Source organism: Litorisediminicola beolgyonensis, assembly GCF_042679605.1.
GTDB classification, from domain to species: domain Bacteria; phylum Pseudomonadota; class Alphaproteobacteria; order Rhodobacterales; family Rhodobacteraceae; genus Litorisediminicola; species Litorisediminicola beolgyonensis.
Map to the genome: position 1 here is coordinate 1 of NZ_JBHTMU010000060.1, position 14,092 is coordinate 14,092.

The 14,092-nt window shown below is 63.4% G+C and carries 18 protein-coding genes, 2 tRNA genes and 1 pseudogene; 8 read left to right on the forward strand and 13 right to left on the reverse strand.

Features of this window, described 5'->3' with window-relative positions:
- From ACFQ4E_RS19520 to ACFQ4E_RS19530, 3 genes and pseudogenes are all read right to left on the reverse strand, one after another.
- Nucleotides 1-77 (reverse strand): annotated as a pseudogene (locus ACFQ4E_RS19520) (GTP-binding protein); the annotation flags it as partial.
- A gap of 110 nt (nt 78-187) precedes the next feature.
- The gene (locus ACFQ4E_RS19525; protein WP_386806213.1) at nt 188-853 is read right to left on the reverse strand and encodes a hypothetical protein; all 666 of its coding nucleotides are present in this window, start codon (nt 851-853) and stop codon (nt 188-190) included.
- A gap of 60 nt (nt 854-913) precedes the next feature.
- Nucleotides 914-1,366 carry an Lrp/AsnC family transcriptional regulator gene (locus ACFQ4E_RS19530; RefSeq protein WP_386806214.1) on the reverse strand — a complete coding sequence of 151 codons (453 nt, stop codon included), beginning with the start codon at nt 1,364-1,366 and terminating at the stop codon, nt 914-916.
- A 74-nt stretch (nt 1,367-1,440) separates the two neighbouring features.
- On the opposite strand from ACFQ4E_RS19530, the gene ACFQ4E_RS19535 reads away from it, so the two are divergent.
- Together ACFQ4E_RS19535 and ACFQ4E_RS19540 are read left to right on the forward strand one after the other, a co-directional pair.
- Complete coding sequence (locus ACFQ4E_RS19535) at nt 1,441-2,034, forward strand: LysE family translocator (protein WP_386806215.1); 594 nt, start codon at nt 1,441-1,443, stop codon at nt 2,032-2,034.
- 64 nt (nt 2,035-2,098) lie between these two features.
- Entirely contained in the window at nt 2,099-3,058 is a 960-nt protein-coding gene (locus tag ACFQ4E_RS19540) for an acetyl-CoA carboxylase carboxyltransferase subunit alpha (RefSeq protein ID WP_386806216.1), read from the forward strand.
- 86 nt (nt 3,059-3,144) lie between these two features.
- Here the strand turns inward: ACFQ4E_RS19540 and ACFQ4E_RS19545 are convergent, their stop codons facing one another.
- Nucleotides 3,145-3,816, reverse strand: coding sequence for a GntR family transcriptional regulator (locus ACFQ4E_RS19545; RefSeq protein ID WP_386806217.1), 672 nt, complete (start codon nt 3,814-3,816; stop codon nt 3,145-3,147).
- Between the two features lie 86 nt (nt 3,817-3,902).
- Nucleotides 3,903-4,589 carry a M48 family metallopeptidase gene (locus ACFQ4E_RS19550; RefSeq protein ID WP_386806218.1) on the reverse strand — a complete coding sequence of 229 codons (687 nt, stop codon included), beginning with the start codon at nt 4,587-4,589 and terminating at the stop codon, nt 3,903-3,905.
- A 109-nt stretch (nt 4,590-4,698) separates the two neighbouring features.
- Here ACFQ4E_RS19550 and ACFQ4E_RS19555 point away from each other — a divergent pair, with 109 nt between their 5' ends.
- The 3 genes from ACFQ4E_RS19555 (at nt 4,699) to ACFQ4E_RS19565 (ending at nt 5,621) form a co-directional block, all read left to right on the forward strand.
- Complete coding sequence (locus ACFQ4E_RS19555) at nt 4,699-5,022, forward strand: TIGR02300 family protein (RefSeq protein WP_386806219.1); 324 nt, start codon at nt 4,699-4,701, stop codon at nt 5,020-5,022.
- Between the two features lie 97 nt (nt 5,023-5,119).
- Nucleotides 5,120-5,195 (forward strand) — tRNA-Ala (locus ACFQ4E_RS19560).
- Between the two features lie 186 nt (nt 5,196-5,381).
- Nucleotides 5,382-5,621 carry a hypothetical protein gene (locus ACFQ4E_RS19565; RefSeq protein WP_386806220.1) on the forward strand — a complete coding sequence of 80 codons (240 nt, stop codon included), beginning with the start codon at nt 5,382-5,384 and terminating at the stop codon, nt 5,619-5,621.
- 124 nt (nt 5,622-5,745) lie between these two features.
- Here ACFQ4E_RS19565 and ACFQ4E_RS19570 read toward each other — a convergent pair whose 3' ends face one another.
- A complete protein-coding gene (locus ACFQ4E_RS19570) occupies nt 5,746-6,111 on the reverse strand; it encodes a glyoxalase superfamily protein (protein WP_386806230.1) in 366 nt (121 codons plus the stop codon).
- Nucleotides 6,111-6,668, reverse strand: coding sequence for a GcrA family cell cycle regulator (locus ACFQ4E_RS19575; protein WP_386806221.1), 558 nt, complete (start codon nt 6,666-6,668; stop codon nt 6,111-6,113). The genes ACFQ4E_RS19570 and ACFQ4E_RS19575 overlap by 1 nt, the downstream gene beginning before the upstream one ends.
- Before the next feature lie 135 nt (nt 6,669-6,803).
- On the opposite strand from ACFQ4E_RS19575, the gene ACFQ4E_RS19580 reads away from it, so the two are divergent.
- Complete coding sequence (locus ACFQ4E_RS19580) at nt 6,804-7,613, forward strand: ABC transporter permease (protein WP_386806222.1); 810 nt, start codon at nt 6,804-6,806, stop codon at nt 7,611-7,613.
- 28 nt (nt 7,614-7,641) lie between these two features.
- On the opposite strand, the gene ACFQ4E_RS19585 is transcribed toward ACFQ4E_RS19580, so the two are convergent.
- Genes ACFQ4E_RS19585 through dapF form a run of 5 tightly spaced genes read right to left on the reverse strand, consistent with a single transcriptional unit; the run spans nt 7,642 to nt 11,652 of the window.
- Nucleotides 7,642-8,334 (reverse strand): CDP-alcohol phosphatidyltransferase family protein, encoded by a 693-nt coding sequence (locus ACFQ4E_RS19585; RefSeq protein ID WP_386806223.1) that lies wholly within the window; start codon nt 8,332-8,334, stop codon nt 7,642-7,644.
- A gap of 55 nt (nt 8,335-8,389) precedes the next feature.
- Nucleotides 8,390-9,022: an FMN-binding negative transcriptional regulator gene (locus tag ACFQ4E_RS19590; RefSeq protein WP_386806224.1), complete on the reverse strand. Its 633-nt coding sequence runs from the start codon at nt 9,020-9,022 to the stop codon at nt 8,390-8,392.
- A gap of 10 nt (nt 9,023-9,032) precedes the next feature.
- Entirely contained in the window at nt 9,033-9,572 is a 540-nt protein-coding gene (locus ACFQ4E_RS19595; RefSeq protein ID WP_386806225.1) for a chloramphenicol phosphotransferase CPT family protein, read from the reverse strand.
- A complete protein-coding gene (gene mtaB, locus ACFQ4E_RS19600) occupies nt 9,569-10,822 on the reverse strand; it encodes a tRNA (N(6)-L-threonylcarbamoyladenosine(37)-C(2))-methylthiotransferase MtaB (protein ID WP_386806226.1) in 1,254 nt (417 codons plus the stop codon). The genes ACFQ4E_RS19595 and mtaB overlap by 4 nt, the downstream gene beginning before the upstream one ends.
- Nucleotides 10,819-11,652: a diaminopimelate epimerase gene (gene dapF / locus ACFQ4E_RS19605; protein WP_386806227.1), complete on the reverse strand. Its 834-nt coding sequence runs from the start codon at nt 11,650-11,652 to the stop codon at nt 10,819-10,821. The genes mtaB and dapF overlap by 4 nt, the downstream gene beginning before the upstream one ends.
- A 105-nt stretch (nt 11,653-11,757) precedes the next feature.
- Here dapF and ACFQ4E_RS19610 point away from each other — a divergent pair.
- Both ACFQ4E_RS19610 and ACFQ4E_RS19615 read left to right on the forward strand, forming a co-directional pair.
- Nucleotides 11,758-11,833 (forward strand) — tRNA-Lys (locus tag ACFQ4E_RS19610).
- A gap of 607 nt (nt 11,834-12,440) precedes the next feature.
- A complete protein-coding gene (locus ACFQ4E_RS19615) occupies nt 12,441-13,616 on the forward strand; it encodes a hypothetical protein (protein ID WP_386806228.1) in 1,176 nt (391 codons plus the stop codon).
- Between the two features lie 39 nt (nt 13,617-13,655).
- On the opposite strand, the gene ACFQ4E_RS19620 is transcribed toward ACFQ4E_RS19615, so the two are convergent.
- On the reverse strand, nt 13,656-14,015 hold the full coding sequence (locus ACFQ4E_RS19620) for a hypothetical protein (protein WP_386806229.1): 360 nt from the start codon (nt 14,013-14,015) through the stop codon (nt 13,656-13,658).
- Between the last annotated feature and the right edge of the window lie 77 nt (nt 14,016-14,092).

The window sequence follows — 14,092 nt, forward strand, 5'->3', positions numbered from 1 at the left end:
GTCTTGCCGTGGTCGACGTGACCGATCGTGCCGATGTTGCAGTGCGGCTTGCCGCGCTCAAACTTTTCCTTTGCCATCTTCTCAGACGCCTCACGGTAGTTGGGGGGCCCTCCGGCCCGATTGCATCGCGGGCCAGATATTGGGTTGAGAGCGGAAAATCAAGCAGGCTTCGCCTGCGAGGACGGGCTCAACCGCCTGCGGAGGGGTCGGCCTCGATCACGGTCGCGAAGACCTGCGGCGTCTCGGGCAGCGCATCGTCTTCCGCCTCGGTCTCGGGCGCCTCGGAGACGGGCTCGGCGCCGTCCTCGGGCAGGCCGCCGAACCAGCCTTCGCGCTTCTGCTGACCGCGCAGCCAGTTCTCGATCTGGAGCGCCGCGTTGGCCGCGAGCGCGCGCATCTGCTCTTCCTTGGTCTGGCTGTTCCCCGAGCCCAGGAATGTCTTGCCCGAGGGCGCCTCGAGCACGGTGATCTCGTGCGCCTCGTCGGTCATCCGAACCTGTCCGGCGTCGTCGAAGAGGTTGGCGCGCACGATCAGCACCGATTTCGGCGTGTAGACCAGGGGGATGCCTGGGACCGCCAGCACGAAGCCTTCGACCGACACGCCGATATGATAAAGGCGCTCGCCTTCGTAGCGGCGGAAGCGCTCTTCGAGGGCCGCGTCGACAACCTCGATCCACTCTTCGGCGCTCGCGTCGCGAGAGCCCGGTCCCTGCTGGATGTTCGGCGCCACGACAATGGCGTGGCCGAGCTTGAAGTCTCCGATCGCGCGCACCGGTTCCTTGAGCTCGCGCTGGCCATCGGCACAGGCGGCCAGGGTGGTCAGGACGGCGAAAAGCAGGGCTGCGGCACGCATGGGGTCGGTCCTTTTTCCAGAGCGTCGGTCCGGGATAACGCGCGGCCACGGCTCAGGCAATCACGCACGTTCATCCTTGGGCGAGCCCATGACCACGAAGGAGGTGATGGCGTTGACCTGCGGGAGCACGCCAAGCACCTCGGTGTGGAAATGCTTGTAGGCGGCGAGATCGGCCGCTTCGACCCGAAGAAGATACTCCACCGCGCCGGTGATGTTGTGGCATTCCCGGACCTCGGGGCTTTGCGAGATCGCCCGCTCGAACGCCTCCTGCGCGGACTTGGTATGGGTGTTGAGCCCCACGGTCACGTAGGCGACAAAGCCGATGCCCAGCTTCTCCGGCGCGAGCACGGCGCGGTAGCCGCGGATGACGCCGGATTTTTCCAGCGCAGCGACGCGGCGCAGACAGGCCGAGGGCGACAGCCCGACCCGCTCGGCCAGGGCGAGGTTGCTCTGTCGGCCATCGGCTTCGAGCGCGCGCAATATCTTGCGGTCTATATGGTCAATATCGCTCATTTGTTGCAGATAGTTTCGCCATGCGCCGCATTTTGCAAGCACACGCCGCGACATTGCGGGCATAGATCGGACCCATGACACTCGACCTTCTCGCCGCTCTCGCGACATTCGCTTTGGTCACGGCCATCACGCCTGGACCGAACAACCTGATGCTGATGGCCTCGGGCGCCAATTTCGGCTTCCGCCGGACCCTCCCGCATATGCTCGGGGTCGGGCTCGGATTTCCGGCGATGTGCGTCGCCGTCGGCCTGGGAGTGATGCGGCTCTTCGACCTTTGGCCGCCGGCCTACACGATCCTCAGCGTCGTATCGGTGGCCTACATGCTGTGGCTCGCCTGGAAGATCGCCAATGCCGCGCCGCCCGACCGGACGCGGGCCTCGGCCCGGCCGCTGAGCTTCCTGCAGGCGGCGAGCTTCCAATGGGTGAACCCGAAGGCCTGGTCGATGGCGCTCTCGGCGGTGACGCTCTACGCGCCGGGACGCGATCTGACGGGGGTGCTGTGGGTGGCCGGCGTCTATGTCGCGGGATCGGTGGTTTCGACCACGTCATGGACGGTGATCGGCACCGCGGTCCAGCGCCTGTTGTCGGACCGGAGGCGGCTTCGGGTGTTCAACTGGGCCATGGCGACGCTTCTTGTCGCGTCGCTCTTGCCTGTGCTCTTCGGCTGAGCAAGCGTTGCAATCGGCCCGGGGCGGCGTCATATGTGCTGCCGACCGTAACCGGAAGACGATCATGCATTATCTCGACTTCGAAAAGCCGCTCGCCGAGATCGAGGGCAAGGCCGAAGAACTCAGGGCCCTGGCGCGGGCCAACGAGGAAATGGATGTCGAATCCGAGGCCAAGGCGCTCGACGCGAAGGCCGACGCGCTGCTGAAAGACCTTTACCGCAAGCTCACGCCCTGGCGGAAATGCCAGGTGGCGCGGCACCCGGACCGGCCGCATTGCACCGATTATGTCGAGGCGCTCTTCACCGAATACACGCCGCTCGCGGGCGACCGCGCCTTCGGCGACGACCATGCGGTGATCGGCGGTCTCGCACGGTTCAACGACATGCCTGTCGTGCTGATCGGCCACGAGAAGGGTCACGACACCCAGACGCGCCTGACGCATAATTTCGGCATGGCGCGCCCCGAGGGCTACCGCAAGGCGATCCGGCTGATGGAGATGGCCGACAATTTCAACCTGCCGGTCGTCACCCTGGTCGACACGCCCGGAGCCTATCCCGGCAAGGGCGCCGAAGAGCGCGGCCAGTCCGAAGCGATCGCGCGCGCCACGGAAAAATGCCTGCAGATCGGCGTGCCTCTGGTGTCGGTGATCATCGGCGAGGGCGGCTCCGGCGGTGCGGTCGCGTTTGCCACCGCGAACCGGGTCGCGATGCTCGAGCATTCCGTCTACTCGGTGATCTCGCCGGAGGGCTGCGCCTCGATCCTGTGGAAGGATGCGGAGAAGATGCGCGAAGCCGCCGAGGCGCTGCGGCTCACCGCGCAGGATCTCTCGAAGCTCGGCGTGATCGACCGGATCATCTCGGAGCCGCTCGGGGGCGCGCATCGTGATCGCGACGAGGCGATTGCCTCGGTCGGGGCGACCATCGCGGCGATGCTCGGTGATCTCGAGCCCTTGTCGCGCAAGGACCTTGTGGCGAAGAGGCGCGAGAAATTCCTGAAGATGGGCTCCAAGGGCTTGGCGGCCTGAGGCCTGGCGCAGCGTCTCCGCCGGACCGATTTCCGATCCGGAAATCGCGCGGATTTCGCATCGAAATCCGGCTCCCGTGGCCGGTGTCAGGCGATCAGCATCCGCAGGCCCTGCGTGACATCCGAGCGCACCGCCAGACGCAGACCGGGCTCGTCTCCGGCCTTCAGAGCCGCCAGGATCAGCCGGTGGTAATGGGGCGGCTCCGACCGCCGCATCCGGTCGTATAGAGCGCCCATCGTCGGCCCGAGCTGCAGCCACACCGTCTCGGCCATGGCCAGCATCGCCGGAGCCTGCGCCCGGAGATAGAGCGTCCGGTGGAACTCCAGGTTGCGGCGGATATAGCCGGGGGCATCGCGCCGCGCGACGGTCTCCGAGATCGCTTGGTTGATCGTCTGCAGCCGGTCGATCAGTGCGAGATGCGCTCGCGGCAGCGCGCGGCTTGCCAGTTCCACTTCGATCAGCGCCCGGAGCGCCGCAAGCTCCTCGATCCGCTCGGCAGACAGCTCCGGCGTCGAGACACGACCCGAGGCCGACATCGACAAGGCGCCCTCGGCCACCAGCCGATTCACCGCCTCCCGGGCCGGGGTCATCGAGACGTCGAAGCTTTTGCCGATACCGCGCAAGGTCAGCGCCGTGCCCGGGGCCAGTTCTCCGAACATGATCTGGCCGCGCAACCCGCGATAGACCCTGTCATGGGCCGAGATCACCGGCTCGGCAGGTCGGGGTGCGGTCGGAGCGGGGCGCGGGGTCTGGAGCATGACGCGAACTGTGATCACGTTTCGTGAGCGCGTCAACGCCGTGACGACCGCCCCCTGCCCTAGGCATCCGCAGGTCCGGAGAACCGCTAGAACCGGAAGCTATGCAGCCCGCTGCCGTCGCGACGGAGCCAGTCGCGCGGCCCGCTCCAGTCGCCGTAGAGCCGCTCCACGAGCGTCCAGAAGGCCTTGGAGTGATTCATCTCCTGCAGATGCGCAACCTCATGCGCGGCGACGTACTCCAGCACCTCCGGCGGTGCGAGGATCAACCGCCAGGAATACATCAGCGCGCCGCGCGAGGTGCAGGAGCCCCAGCGCGAGCGCGTATCTCGCAGGGTCAGCCGCGAATAGCCGAGACCCAGCGCGGCGGCATAGCGATCCGACGACGCCGCCAACCGGTCCCGCGCCCGCGTCTTGAGATAGGCCTGAAGGCGCGAGGCCACCTGCTCCGGCGCTCCGGGCACGGCGATCTCGTCATCGCCGAGCCGAACGGACCGGCCCCTCCCCGCGACGACCCGAAGCATGTGCCCCTCGACCGGGAGGGACACCCCGAGAGCCACATCGACCGGCGCATCGCGGCGGTCCAGATGGCCCCGCAGCCACCCCTCCTTTTCCTGCAGGAAGGCCAGCGCCTCGGCCTCGGGCACAAAGCGCGGCAGCGTCAGCGTCACGCGCCCGTCGAGACCCGAAAGACGCAGGCTGATCCGGCGCGCCCGCGCCGACCGGCGCAGCGCGACCTCGATCTCGGGCGCCCCTTCGAGCCTGATCCGACGCATGGCGCTCCTCCTGCGAAAGTCGTCCCGATTGGGCTTTGACTCCGCCCCGGCCTTGTGGCAGTTGCCACTGAATCATCTGCCAGCAGAGACAGGATTGAAAGGACTTCCCATGCCCAAGGAAGAATGGGGCGTCAAGCGGCTGTGCCCCGTCACCGGCAAGCGGTTCTACGACCTCAACCGGTCGCCCATCGTCAGCCCCTACACGGGCGAAGTGGTGGAGATCGACACCGGAAAGCGGAGCATGATCGCCGCGGATGCCGAAGACGGCGCAGCGAAGCTCAAGAAGACCGCGACCGACGATTCCGACGTAATCGATGACGATGATGATGACGTCGATGTCGATCTCGACGATGATGTTCTGGACGATGACGAGGACGACGATAACGTCTCGCTCGACGACATCGCCGACGTCTCCGACGAGAAAGACGACTGATCGAAAGACCGCGGGCGGGACGCGATTTTTCCGCTTGATCCCGCCCGCGGCATTGCTTAGACGACACCGCACGACGCGCCCGAGGGCGCATCTGCACGGGGCCTTAGCTCAGCTGGGAGAGCGCTTGCATGGCATGCAAGAGGTCAGGGGTTCGATCCCCCTAGGCTCCACCAAATTTCCCCGACCAGCTTTATTTCGGCCTGCTGTTTTTGGCGGGCGCATTGCGTCCGACCTGCGACGCGTCCTCGCAGACTTAGGTTCGCCCTTCGGCGCGTGCGGTCCAAGCGGACGGCGACAAGGTTTGTTGCAAAGGCGGCTGTGAGCTAGGATGGCCCGCGAACCGTGCGGGAAAGCCTGTCATGACGATGCCGAATATGAAACGGGTCAAAGTATCGAGCGAGCAGGCCCTGCGAAACGCTCTCGCAAAGGGTCCTGGATCGCGCCTGGAAATGATGATCGTCACCTGCGATGCGACGTCTCGAGACACCCATATCAGCAGCGAACAGGTGCGGCAGGCGGCCAGAGAGAACGGCTGGCAACCAGGCCGGAGTTACACCCTGAACGGCAATCTACTCGGACATGTCATCCGCCAAAGCTGATGCAGGTAGCCATGTGCATCGGCGCATGGTCCGGACGTGACAGCGGATGGCGATCACCGCCGCAGCCTACCGAAGAATAGGTTCAGAACGGACCTTCGCAGAATCGACCAGACCCGCAGCTCTCTCAGGTCTCGGGCAACCGCTCGCAGAAGATCAGCCGGTTGCCGGCGGGATCGGTCAGTGCCATCTCTCGAAAGCCCCAGCTTTGCTCGACGATGCCGGGACGCGCTCCACGGTGACCGCGTGCCGTGATCTCGCGATGGTAGTCCGCAAGCCCGTCCGTTTCGATCCGAACTGCGGCGCCGGGGCTGGCGTCGCCGTGATGTTCGGACAGATGGAGGACCGCCGCGCCGCGACGCACCTCCATGTAGAGCGGCAGATCGGGTCCGAACCTGTGTTCGAACCCGATCTCGAAGCCGAGAAACCGCAGGTAGAAATCCCGTGCCTCCTCTTCGCGGTAGGACCGCAGGATGGGCACGGGAGGCAGCATCACCGACGACGGTCGCGGCGCGAGGACATCGGCTGGAAGGCGACGCCGACATGGGCCTCGCAATAGGGTTTGCCCTGCTGCACCGGCAGGCCGCAGAACCAGAAATGCTCGGTCGCCGGATCGCCGACCGGCCATTTGCAGGTGCGCTCGGTCAGCTCCATCAGAGTCAGCTTCTTGGCCTTCTTCTCGATCTCGTTGACCTTGGCGAGCGCCTCAGGGCTGATCTCGTTGGCCGAGGGCTGCGGCGGCAGCGGCTGGCCCGCGGGGATGATCTTGTTGCGCGCGGCCACCGGCTGCGGCTTCGGCTCGGCGCTTTCGGTCTGCGGCTCGGGACGCGCGGCGGCCTCGGGCTTGGCGGCGGGCTTGGGCTTGGCTTCGGCCTTCGGAGCCGCGGCGGGCTCTTCGGCACCGCCGCGATTGGACAGGCCGAGACGGTGCACCTTGCCGATCACCGCGTTGCGGGTGACGCCGCCGAGCTCCTTGGCGATCTGGCTGGCGGATTGGCCTTCGCCCCACATCTTCTTGAGAAGCTCGACGCGTTCATCGGTCCAGGACATGGGATGCCTTTCGAGATTGGAAAAAGCGGCCGCGCGAGATGCCGGCCGCCTGTCAAATGCGATCAGAGCCCTATTTTAATCACGCGAAACGGAGTTACAAGGCGCGCGCCGCCCGAGAACGCACGAGGACAGCCGATGAGCGACACCACCCGATACGATCCCGGCGCGCGGCGCTTCGGCCAGGTCAACTGGCTGGGCCTCTACACGCTCGCCGCGCGCGAGGTCATGCGGTTCGCGAATGTCTGGACGCAGACGCTGCTGGCTCCCCTGGTGACGGCGGGTCTTTTCATCGTGATCTTCACCATCGCCATCGGTCCCCAGCGCGGCGATGTGATGGGCGTGCCCTTCACGCATTTCATCGCGCCCGGCATTCTCATGATGACGGTGATCCAGAACGCTTTCGCCAACTGTTCCTCCTCCATCGTGATCTCGAAGGTCCAGGGCAATATCGTCGACACCCTCATGCCGCCGCTCTCGGGCGCCGAGATGGTCTTGGGCTATCTCGCCGGAGGGGTCGCGCGGGGGCTGTTCGTGGCGGTGGTGATCGCCCTCGGCTTCGGACTGACACTCGGGCTCTGGCCCGCGCATCCGCTGATCATGCTGGTCTTCGTCGTTCTGGGCGCGGCCTTCCTGTCGGGCCTCGGCATGGTCGCGGGCGTCTTCGCCGACAAGTTCGACCAGATGGCGGCGATCACCAACTTCATCGTCACGCCGCTCGCCTTCCTCTCGGGCACGTTCTACTCGGTCGAGGCGCTGCCGGCCGTCCTGCGCGAGATCACCCATTTCAACCCGATTTTCTACCTGATCGACGGCGCGCGCTACGGGATGCTCGGCGTGTCCGACAGCGCGCCCATGCTCGGCTTCGTCATCGCGGTCGTGGCGACCCTCGCGATCTGCATCTTGGCTTGGTGGATGTTCCGGACGGGCTACCGCCTCAAGGGCTGAGCGCCCCCCTGCCCCGGCTGACGCGACCTCAGTTGCGGACCGGCACGAGCTGCTGCACGACGCCCACGAAGATCAGGTAGACCGAGGTCAGGACCAGTCCCCAATGCGCCCAGCTTTCGGGATGGAAATCGACCCAGGCGGCCCAGCCCGCGAAGATCGTCCAGAGAAGCGCAATCGGCAGCGAAAGCTTGCGCCAGCGGCGGGTGCGCACGGGATGGATGAACTTCAGCGGCAGGAACATCGCGATCGCGAGCACCGACACGAGGCCGACGATCACCCAGAAATCCGGCTTCACCGCGAACATCACGATCACCAGCATGTTCCAGCAGCCGGGAAACCCTTGGAAGGAATTGTCCGAGGTCTTCATCCGGCTGTCGGCGAAATACATCGCACTCGCGAAGGTGATCACGATGATGGCGAACCATCCCGTCCAGCCCGGCAGGAGATCTGACTGGAAGAGCGCGAAGGCCGGGATGAAGACGTAGGTCAGATAGTCGATGATCAGGTCCAGCAGCACGCCGTCGAAACGCGGCGCGTTTTCCTTGACGTCGTATTTCCGCGCCAGGGGGCCGTCGACGCCGTCGACCGCGAAGGCCACCACCAGCCAGAGGAACATGACCGACCATTGCTCCTGCGCTGCGGCGAGCAGGGCGAGCATGGCGAAGACGGCACCGGTCGCCGTCAACAAATGTACGAGGAGCGCTTGGGTCTGACGTTTCATCCGACTTAGATGGCGGATAAGCGCCGCAGCCGCAACGCATCTCTGCCGGTCGAGGTCATCCGCCAGTTGCAGAGGGTGGCGTGCGCATCAGCGCCGCAAGCGCGGCCAGCTCCTGTCCGAACCCATCCTCCACACGCTCCGTGGCGGCGTGCCGGACCGCGTCGGGCTTGTTCTGGTTGAGCTTCCAGGTGCTCTCGAGCGACGCGATCTCGAGCCGTACGGGCAGGATCATCCGCAGGAACCGCGCCCGCGTCTCCTCGGTCATCTTGTCCATGGTCCAGGGGCGTTTCGGCGCCAGCCGCGCCTCGAAATCCGCGGATTGCCGGACAAGGAGCGCGTCAATCTCGTCCGCCGGTCGCGGCAACAGACGACCCGTCAGATGCACCGCGACGTAGTTCCACGTCGGCACCTGATCCTCGACGCCATACCAGTCTGGCGAGACGTAGCCGTCGGGTCCAAGAACAGCCAGCGTGGCCGCGCGGCCCTCGCCGAGAGTGCGGCAGATCGGGTTCGAGCGGACGAGATGCAGATCGGCCGCAGCGCCGTCCTCCGACAGCAGGAACGGCACATGCGACAGCATCGGAGCGCCCGCGTCGCTGGACACGGCGAGAACGCCGAAGCCGCGGTTGCGCACGAAGGCAAGGCTGGCGGCATGATCTGTGCCGCGGAAGCTGGGATTCGGGTGCATGGATTAGGTCTCAGCGGTCTGGCGGCGCGTCGAAGAAGCGCGACTCACCCTTCCCCATCCGCGACAGGGCCGCAAGCACCTCTGCCGCGTTCACCTGCGGCGGTGCCACCCCATCCAGTTCGAGATCGTAGCGCCGCCCGAGATGCACATGCGCGGAATCCGCAAGCGCGCTGCCCGGCTGCCTGTCACCCCGCGCGACTTCCCGTGCCGCCAGCACATCCGGCGCGGTGAGAAGTCCGACGAAGACCACTCGATGCGCCTTCAGAAGCGCGGCTAGCTCTCCGTGCCAGCCCGGACTGTCGAAAATATGCTCGACGATCAGATCGTTTCCGGCGTCGGCAAAGGCGGCAATCGCGTGATGCAGGCCGTCGAACACTTTGGGCCGGTGTTCGGCCCAAAGGCTCCGCGAGGCCGGAAAAAGCGCGCCTCCATCCCTCAGCGTGTCGATGGACAGTCTCAGGAATGGCGTATCGGATGCCTCGAGAACGGCGCGGGCCAGCGTCGATTTCCCACTGCTCGATGGCCCGTGCAGGAGGACGATCCGGCTCACGCGACCAGTCGCGTGCCGTCTTGCCCGGTGATCCGCGCTGTCACCAGCGCCCCTTCCTGCCGCGGCTCGGTCAGGCGCACTTCGGTGAACTGTTCGGTGCGCCCCATGTCCGGCGCTTCCATCAGGATCGAATGGGTGCGCCCCACCTGCATGCTCAGATGCTGCTCGACGCGCGCCGCGCCTGCCGCCCTGAGCCGCGCCGCCCGCTCCTTGATCGCACGACCGTCGACCTGCGGCATCCGCGCCGCGGGCGTGCCCGGGCGCGGGCTGTAGGGGAAGACATGCAGCCAGGTCAGGCGGCACTCCTCGACGAGCTTGAGGGAGTTTTCGAAATGCGCCTCGGTCTCGGTCGGGAAGCCCGCGATGATGTCGGCGCCGAAGGTCATCTCGGGGCGCAAACGCTGCGCCTCTTCCGCAAAGCGGATCGCGTCGTCGCGCAGATGGCGGCGCTTCATCCGCTTCAGGATCAGGTCGTCGCCATGCTGGAGCGACAGGTGCAGATGCGGCATCAGGCGCGGCTCGGTGGCGATGGCCTGCATCAGGTTCTCGTCCACCTCGATCGAGTCGATCGAGGAAATGCGCAGACGCGGCAGGTCCGGCACCAGCCGCAGGATCCGCATCACCAGGTCCCCGAGCTTCGGCTGCATCGGCAGGTCCGCCCCCCAGGAGGTGAGATCGACCCCCGTCAGCACCACCTCGTTGAAGCCCTGATCCACAAGCCGCTTGATCTGCTCGACCACGACACCCGCCGGAACGGAGCGCGAATTGCCGCGGCCGAACGGGATGATGCAGAAGGTGCAGCGATGATCGCAGCCATTCTGGACCTGGACATAAGCGCGCGAGCGCGTGCCGAAACCGTCGATCAGATGCCCCGCGGTCTCGGTCACCGACATGATGTCATCGACCTGCACCCGCTCTGTGTCGCCGATGAAATCGGCGGCGAGGCCAGCCCAGGTTGCGGGGGTCATCTTCTCGGTATTTCCGATGACCGCGTCGACCTCGTCCATCGCCGAGAAGGTCTCGGGCTCGGTCTGGGCCGCGCAGCCGGTCACGATGAGCCGTGCGTCGGGGTTCTCGCGCCGGAGACGGCGGATCTCCTGGCGCGCCTTGCGCACGGCCTCCGAGGTCACGGCGCAGGTGTTGACCACCACCGCGCCCTCGAGACCGGCCTCCGAGGCCAGCCGCTTCATCGCCTCGGTCTCATAGGCGTTGAGCCGGCAGCCGAGCGTGGTGAAGCGCGGCGCTGTCATTCGAGCGCCTCCAGCCAGTCGCGCGTGAGCACGCCGTCGAAGACATGCGCGGTCCCGCCGGTCATCCAGACGCCATCCTCGCGCCACTCCACATGAAGCGTGCCGCCGTCGAGCACGATCTCGACAGCCCGACCGGTCAACCCCCGCCGCGCCGCCGCGACCGCCGTCGCACAGGACGAAGAGCCCGAGGCCAACGTCACACCCACGCCCCGCTCCCAGACCCGCATCCGCAGCCGGTCCTCGCCGATGAGGCTCGCGACCTGCACATTGGTTCTCTCGGGATATAGCGGATGATGCTCGAAGCGCGGCCCGACCTCTTCGAGCGCGACAGCCTCGGCATCGGGCACGAAGAAGGTGCAATGCGGATTACCCATCCCCGTCGCCGTCGGAGCGCCGTCGATCGGCAATTCCAAGGTGTCCATCTCTTCGGCGAGCGGGACCTCGCTCCAGAGAAGTTGCGGGTGCCCCATGTTGACCGAAACCGCGCCCTGCCCAGCGTCGACCGCTTCGAGCGCACCCCGATCTGTCGTCAGAAAAAGCCGGTCGCGACCGGTCTCATCCATCAGGAACCGCGCGATGCAGCGGGTTGCGTTGCCGCAGGCCGCAGAAGTCGACCCGTCGGAATTGTAGAAGGTCAGATGCGCGTCGCTGTCGCGCCCGGGCTCGATGAGCGCAAGCTGATCGAACCCGACCCCGCGATGCCGGTCGCCCAATGCACGGGCCAGAGATGGCGTGACGTCGATGCCCCGCGCACGCGCATCAAGCACGACGAAGTCGTTGCCGAGGCCGTGCATCTTCATGAACGGCAAGGGTGCGAGGTCCTGATCCATGGCGGCGCATATACGCCCGAGACCAAACTCTTTCCAGAGCCGCCTGCAGAAAGAGGATTTTTCGGGTTGACCCTGTCAGGCGCTCTTTCTAAGTAGCCCGCCAGTGGGCCGTTAGCTCAGTTGGTAGAGCAACTGACTTTTAATCAGTGGGTCGCAGGTTCGAATCCTGCACGGCTCACCACTGTTTTCAAATACTTGCATGTTTGCGGGTATTTACCTCTTCGCATCCAGGACGTGATCAGGACGCAGTCAAGCGCGCTAGCTTTGGTATCGAAGCGCGCCCAGACGGCGGATCGACCGCACGGGACAAACTCACCTCTCTGCTCAGACCATCTCTTGATAGGCTAGAGTAAATCCGACACAACTATGGGATGAAGAATTCAACTACTTACAGGACTTTCTTGGTTTGAAGTTTGACGATGGAATACCCGACAAGTGTCCCCCTTCTGACGCTGACGCCGCGCCTTGCCTCATCTACAGAGCGTCCCGGACCGATCCTGTTGCAGACGATGACTTGAAAAGCTGGGTCATGTTGGGTCTTCCAAACGCAAAGCGCTCAGATTGTCGACATTGGGGCCTGTCGGTCTGGATGTCCAAGGATGCTGCCCTGCACGCTCGCGAAGTAGTACCGTCGATGAAGGGAATGTATGTAGCGGAAGGCCGGATGCGTGCGGGCGACGGTGTTGTAAAAGCGACCCCAACTAAGAGACAACCGGAACACTGTACATTTTGGTATGATTGCGCAGTTGACCTAAAACCGCGCTTCACAATCTGTCTGGAGCCGGAACGTGACTAGCCAATGGACAAAGAATCGTGCGGAAGATGGAGCTGTCCCCTCTGACGTGCTCAAAATTCATGAAGTACACTACGAGTACGATGGGCCGCTGATCTTCTCTGGAGACTTTGGCGTAGTTAAGTGTTTGTTTGTCAAAGTATACGATGAAGCGGGTACTGAATTATTCCTTGCGGCAGAGCCTAAGCCCGGGGCAATAACTATGATGTCTGAGGGACGCCTCTCAGTATATGGCGCGCTGAGTTCAGAAAGCTATTGGCTAATCAGCAAGGAAATAAATCACGCTTATCTGAAATTTTGGCGGCTTCAAAAAAGTGAAGTGCCAACAAAATTCTTTCCGAAAGAAAGTAAAGCTCTATTCCATTGGATGGGCGATGCCCCCAACAGCATCACACAAGCAGAGGGTTTGTTGTCGCTCAAGTATAAAGGCGCATCACTTACCGAACAAGGTATGCCCCTGGGGCGACTTAAATCTCTTGTCGACCAATCCAGCAGATCACTGCGCAGATTGCTAACACCACTACCCCTATCAAAGTCCCGACCATCGACTTTCGACGTTGAGGTGGCGCCCCTTGAGTTTGCAAGTCTGGTCATTTCAGTCAAAGAGCCAAACATAAATCTAGCCACGCTCAAGCAGCACTATAAAGAATTAGAAGCAGACAAATTGAAAGTTGAGTTCTTTGAGCGCGTGCAATCAATTGCCGAAGGACTTGAACAGCTTGCGCAAGTGAGGGGAACTGATAAATTTAACGAGGAATACGCTCGCCAAAACTTTGCATTTTTAAGCTCTCTCTTAGAATTGCTGCCCCGGCAAGATGGCTTCCTCTCTGAGACCGAAATAAACGCTCAAAAAGCAGAACGAACTGTGAGTTTAAGTTTCAATCCCTCTCAAGCCGAGGACCTTAGGGATGCGGTCAACGTCGCGACGCAAGGAACTGTAACTGAGACAGGACTTATTGGAGGATACATCGACAAGTCCCAGACAGTCAGAATGCGATCATCGAGAGGAAAAGAGGTGACCTGTCGCTTTCGGCATGGTGATTTCGAGCGCCTCACAAAGAGCCAGAACTTCAAGAAAGGCGCAAAAATTAAAATAACAGGAAAGCTAACAATACGCCCACGAATTGACCTCTTTGAAGTGGAGGACTACGAATTACTTCCCGCCACATAATGAGATACTTGTGCCGCCCTTAGAGTGAACTTGAACCCTTCAAGCAGAATCATCCTTAAAACGGTTATCGACGAGCATCCGCAGTTCTTGAAGCGGTCCCTGAAATTCCTCAGTGACAACGCATACGGGACTTCGCGCAACCACCGGCCTAAGCACTCCCGCCCCCTTTAATCGATCAACAGCCTCGCGTACTGGGTCATTATTGTAGGGAGCGATGCGTCCGAACGACACAAGACTCGCCGCCACCATCTCAGCAAGGTGATAATCGGAGCACGCGCGCTGAATTTCCCAAAGCAAGCGCAAAGCATTAGCCGTCGACCTTTGATCCCGCGCCTCATTTAGTATTGGCAAGACTTCATTGAGTTTTTTAGCTGCGTATGCACGCAACTCATCAATCATTGAATAGCCCCGCGTCTCTTAGACGCCCTCGTGCCTCAGTTTCTGCTGCCGCTCGAACTCGAGGGGCGACAGCATTC

What these genes read in the sequence shown, in the direction of transcription:
- ACFQ4E_RS19590 (WP_386806224.1), bottom strand. Translation starts at nt 9,022, where the DNA reads ATGCACCCGAATCCCAGCTTCCGCGGCACAGATCATGCCGCCAGCCTT.
- ACFQ4E_RS19620 (WP_386806229.1), bottom strand. Translation starts at nt 14,015, where the DNA reads ATGATTGATGAGTTGCGTGCATACGCAGCTAAAAAACTCAATGAAGTC.
- ACFQ4E_RS19565 (WP_386806220.1), top strand. Translation starts at nt 5,382, where the DNA reads ATGACGATGCCGAATATGAAACGGGTCAAAGTATCGAGCGAGCAGGCC.
- ACFQ4E_RS19540 (WP_386806216.1), top strand. Translation starts at nt 2,099, where the DNA reads ATGCATTATCTCGACTTCGAAAAGCCGCTCGCCGAGATCGAGGGCAAG.
- ACFQ4E_RS19575 (WP_386806221.1), bottom strand. Translation starts at nt 6,668, where the DNA reads ATGTCCTGGACCGATGAACGCGTCGAGCTTCTCAAGAAGATGTGGGGC.
- ACFQ4E_RS19580 (WP_386806222.1), top strand. Translation starts at nt 6,804, where the DNA reads ATGAGCGACACCACCCGATACGATCCCGGCGCGCGGCGCTTCGGCCAG.
- ACFQ4E_RS19545 (WP_386806217.1), bottom strand. Translation starts at nt 3,816, where the DNA reads ATGCTCCAGACCCCGCGCCCCGCTCCGACCGCACCCCGACCTGCCGAG.
- ACFQ4E_RS19550 (WP_386806218.1), bottom strand. Translation starts at nt 4,589, where the DNA reads ATGCGTCGGATCAGGCTCGAAGGGGCGCCCGAGATCGAGGTCGCGCTG.
- ACFQ4E_RS19535 (WP_386806215.1), top strand. Translation starts at nt 1,441, where the DNA reads ATGACACTCGACCTTCTCGCCGCTCTCGCGACATTCGCTTTGGTCACG.
- mtaB (WP_386806226.1), bottom strand. Translation starts at nt 10,822, where the DNA reads ATGACAGCGCCGCGCTTCACCACGCTCGGCTGCCGGCTCAACGCCTAT.
- ACFQ4E_RS19555 (WP_386806219.1), top strand. Translation starts at nt 4,699, where the DNA reads ATGCCCAAGGAAGAATGGGGCGTCAAGCGGCTGTGCCCCGTCACCGGC.
- ACFQ4E_RS19570 (WP_386806230.1), bottom strand. Translation starts at nt 6,111, where the DNA reads ATGCTGCCTCCCGTGCCCATCCTGCGGTCCTACCGCGAAGAGGAGGCA.
- dapF (WP_386806227.1), bottom strand. Translation starts at nt 11,652, where the DNA reads ATGGATCAGGACCTCGCACCCTTGCCGTTCATGAAGATGCACGGCCTC.
- ACFQ4E_RS19530 (WP_386806214.1), bottom strand. Translation starts at nt 1,366, where the DNA reads ATGAGCGATATTGACCATATAGACCGCAAGATATTGCGCGCGCTCGAA.
- ACFQ4E_RS19525 (WP_386806213.1), bottom strand. Translation starts at nt 853, where the DNA reads ATGCGTGCCGCAGCCCTGCTTTTCGCCGTCCTGACCACCCTGGCCGCC.
- ACFQ4E_RS19585 (WP_386806223.1), bottom strand. Translation starts at nt 8,334, where the DNA reads ATGAAACGTCAGACCCAAGCGCTCCTCGTACATTTGTTGACGGCGACC.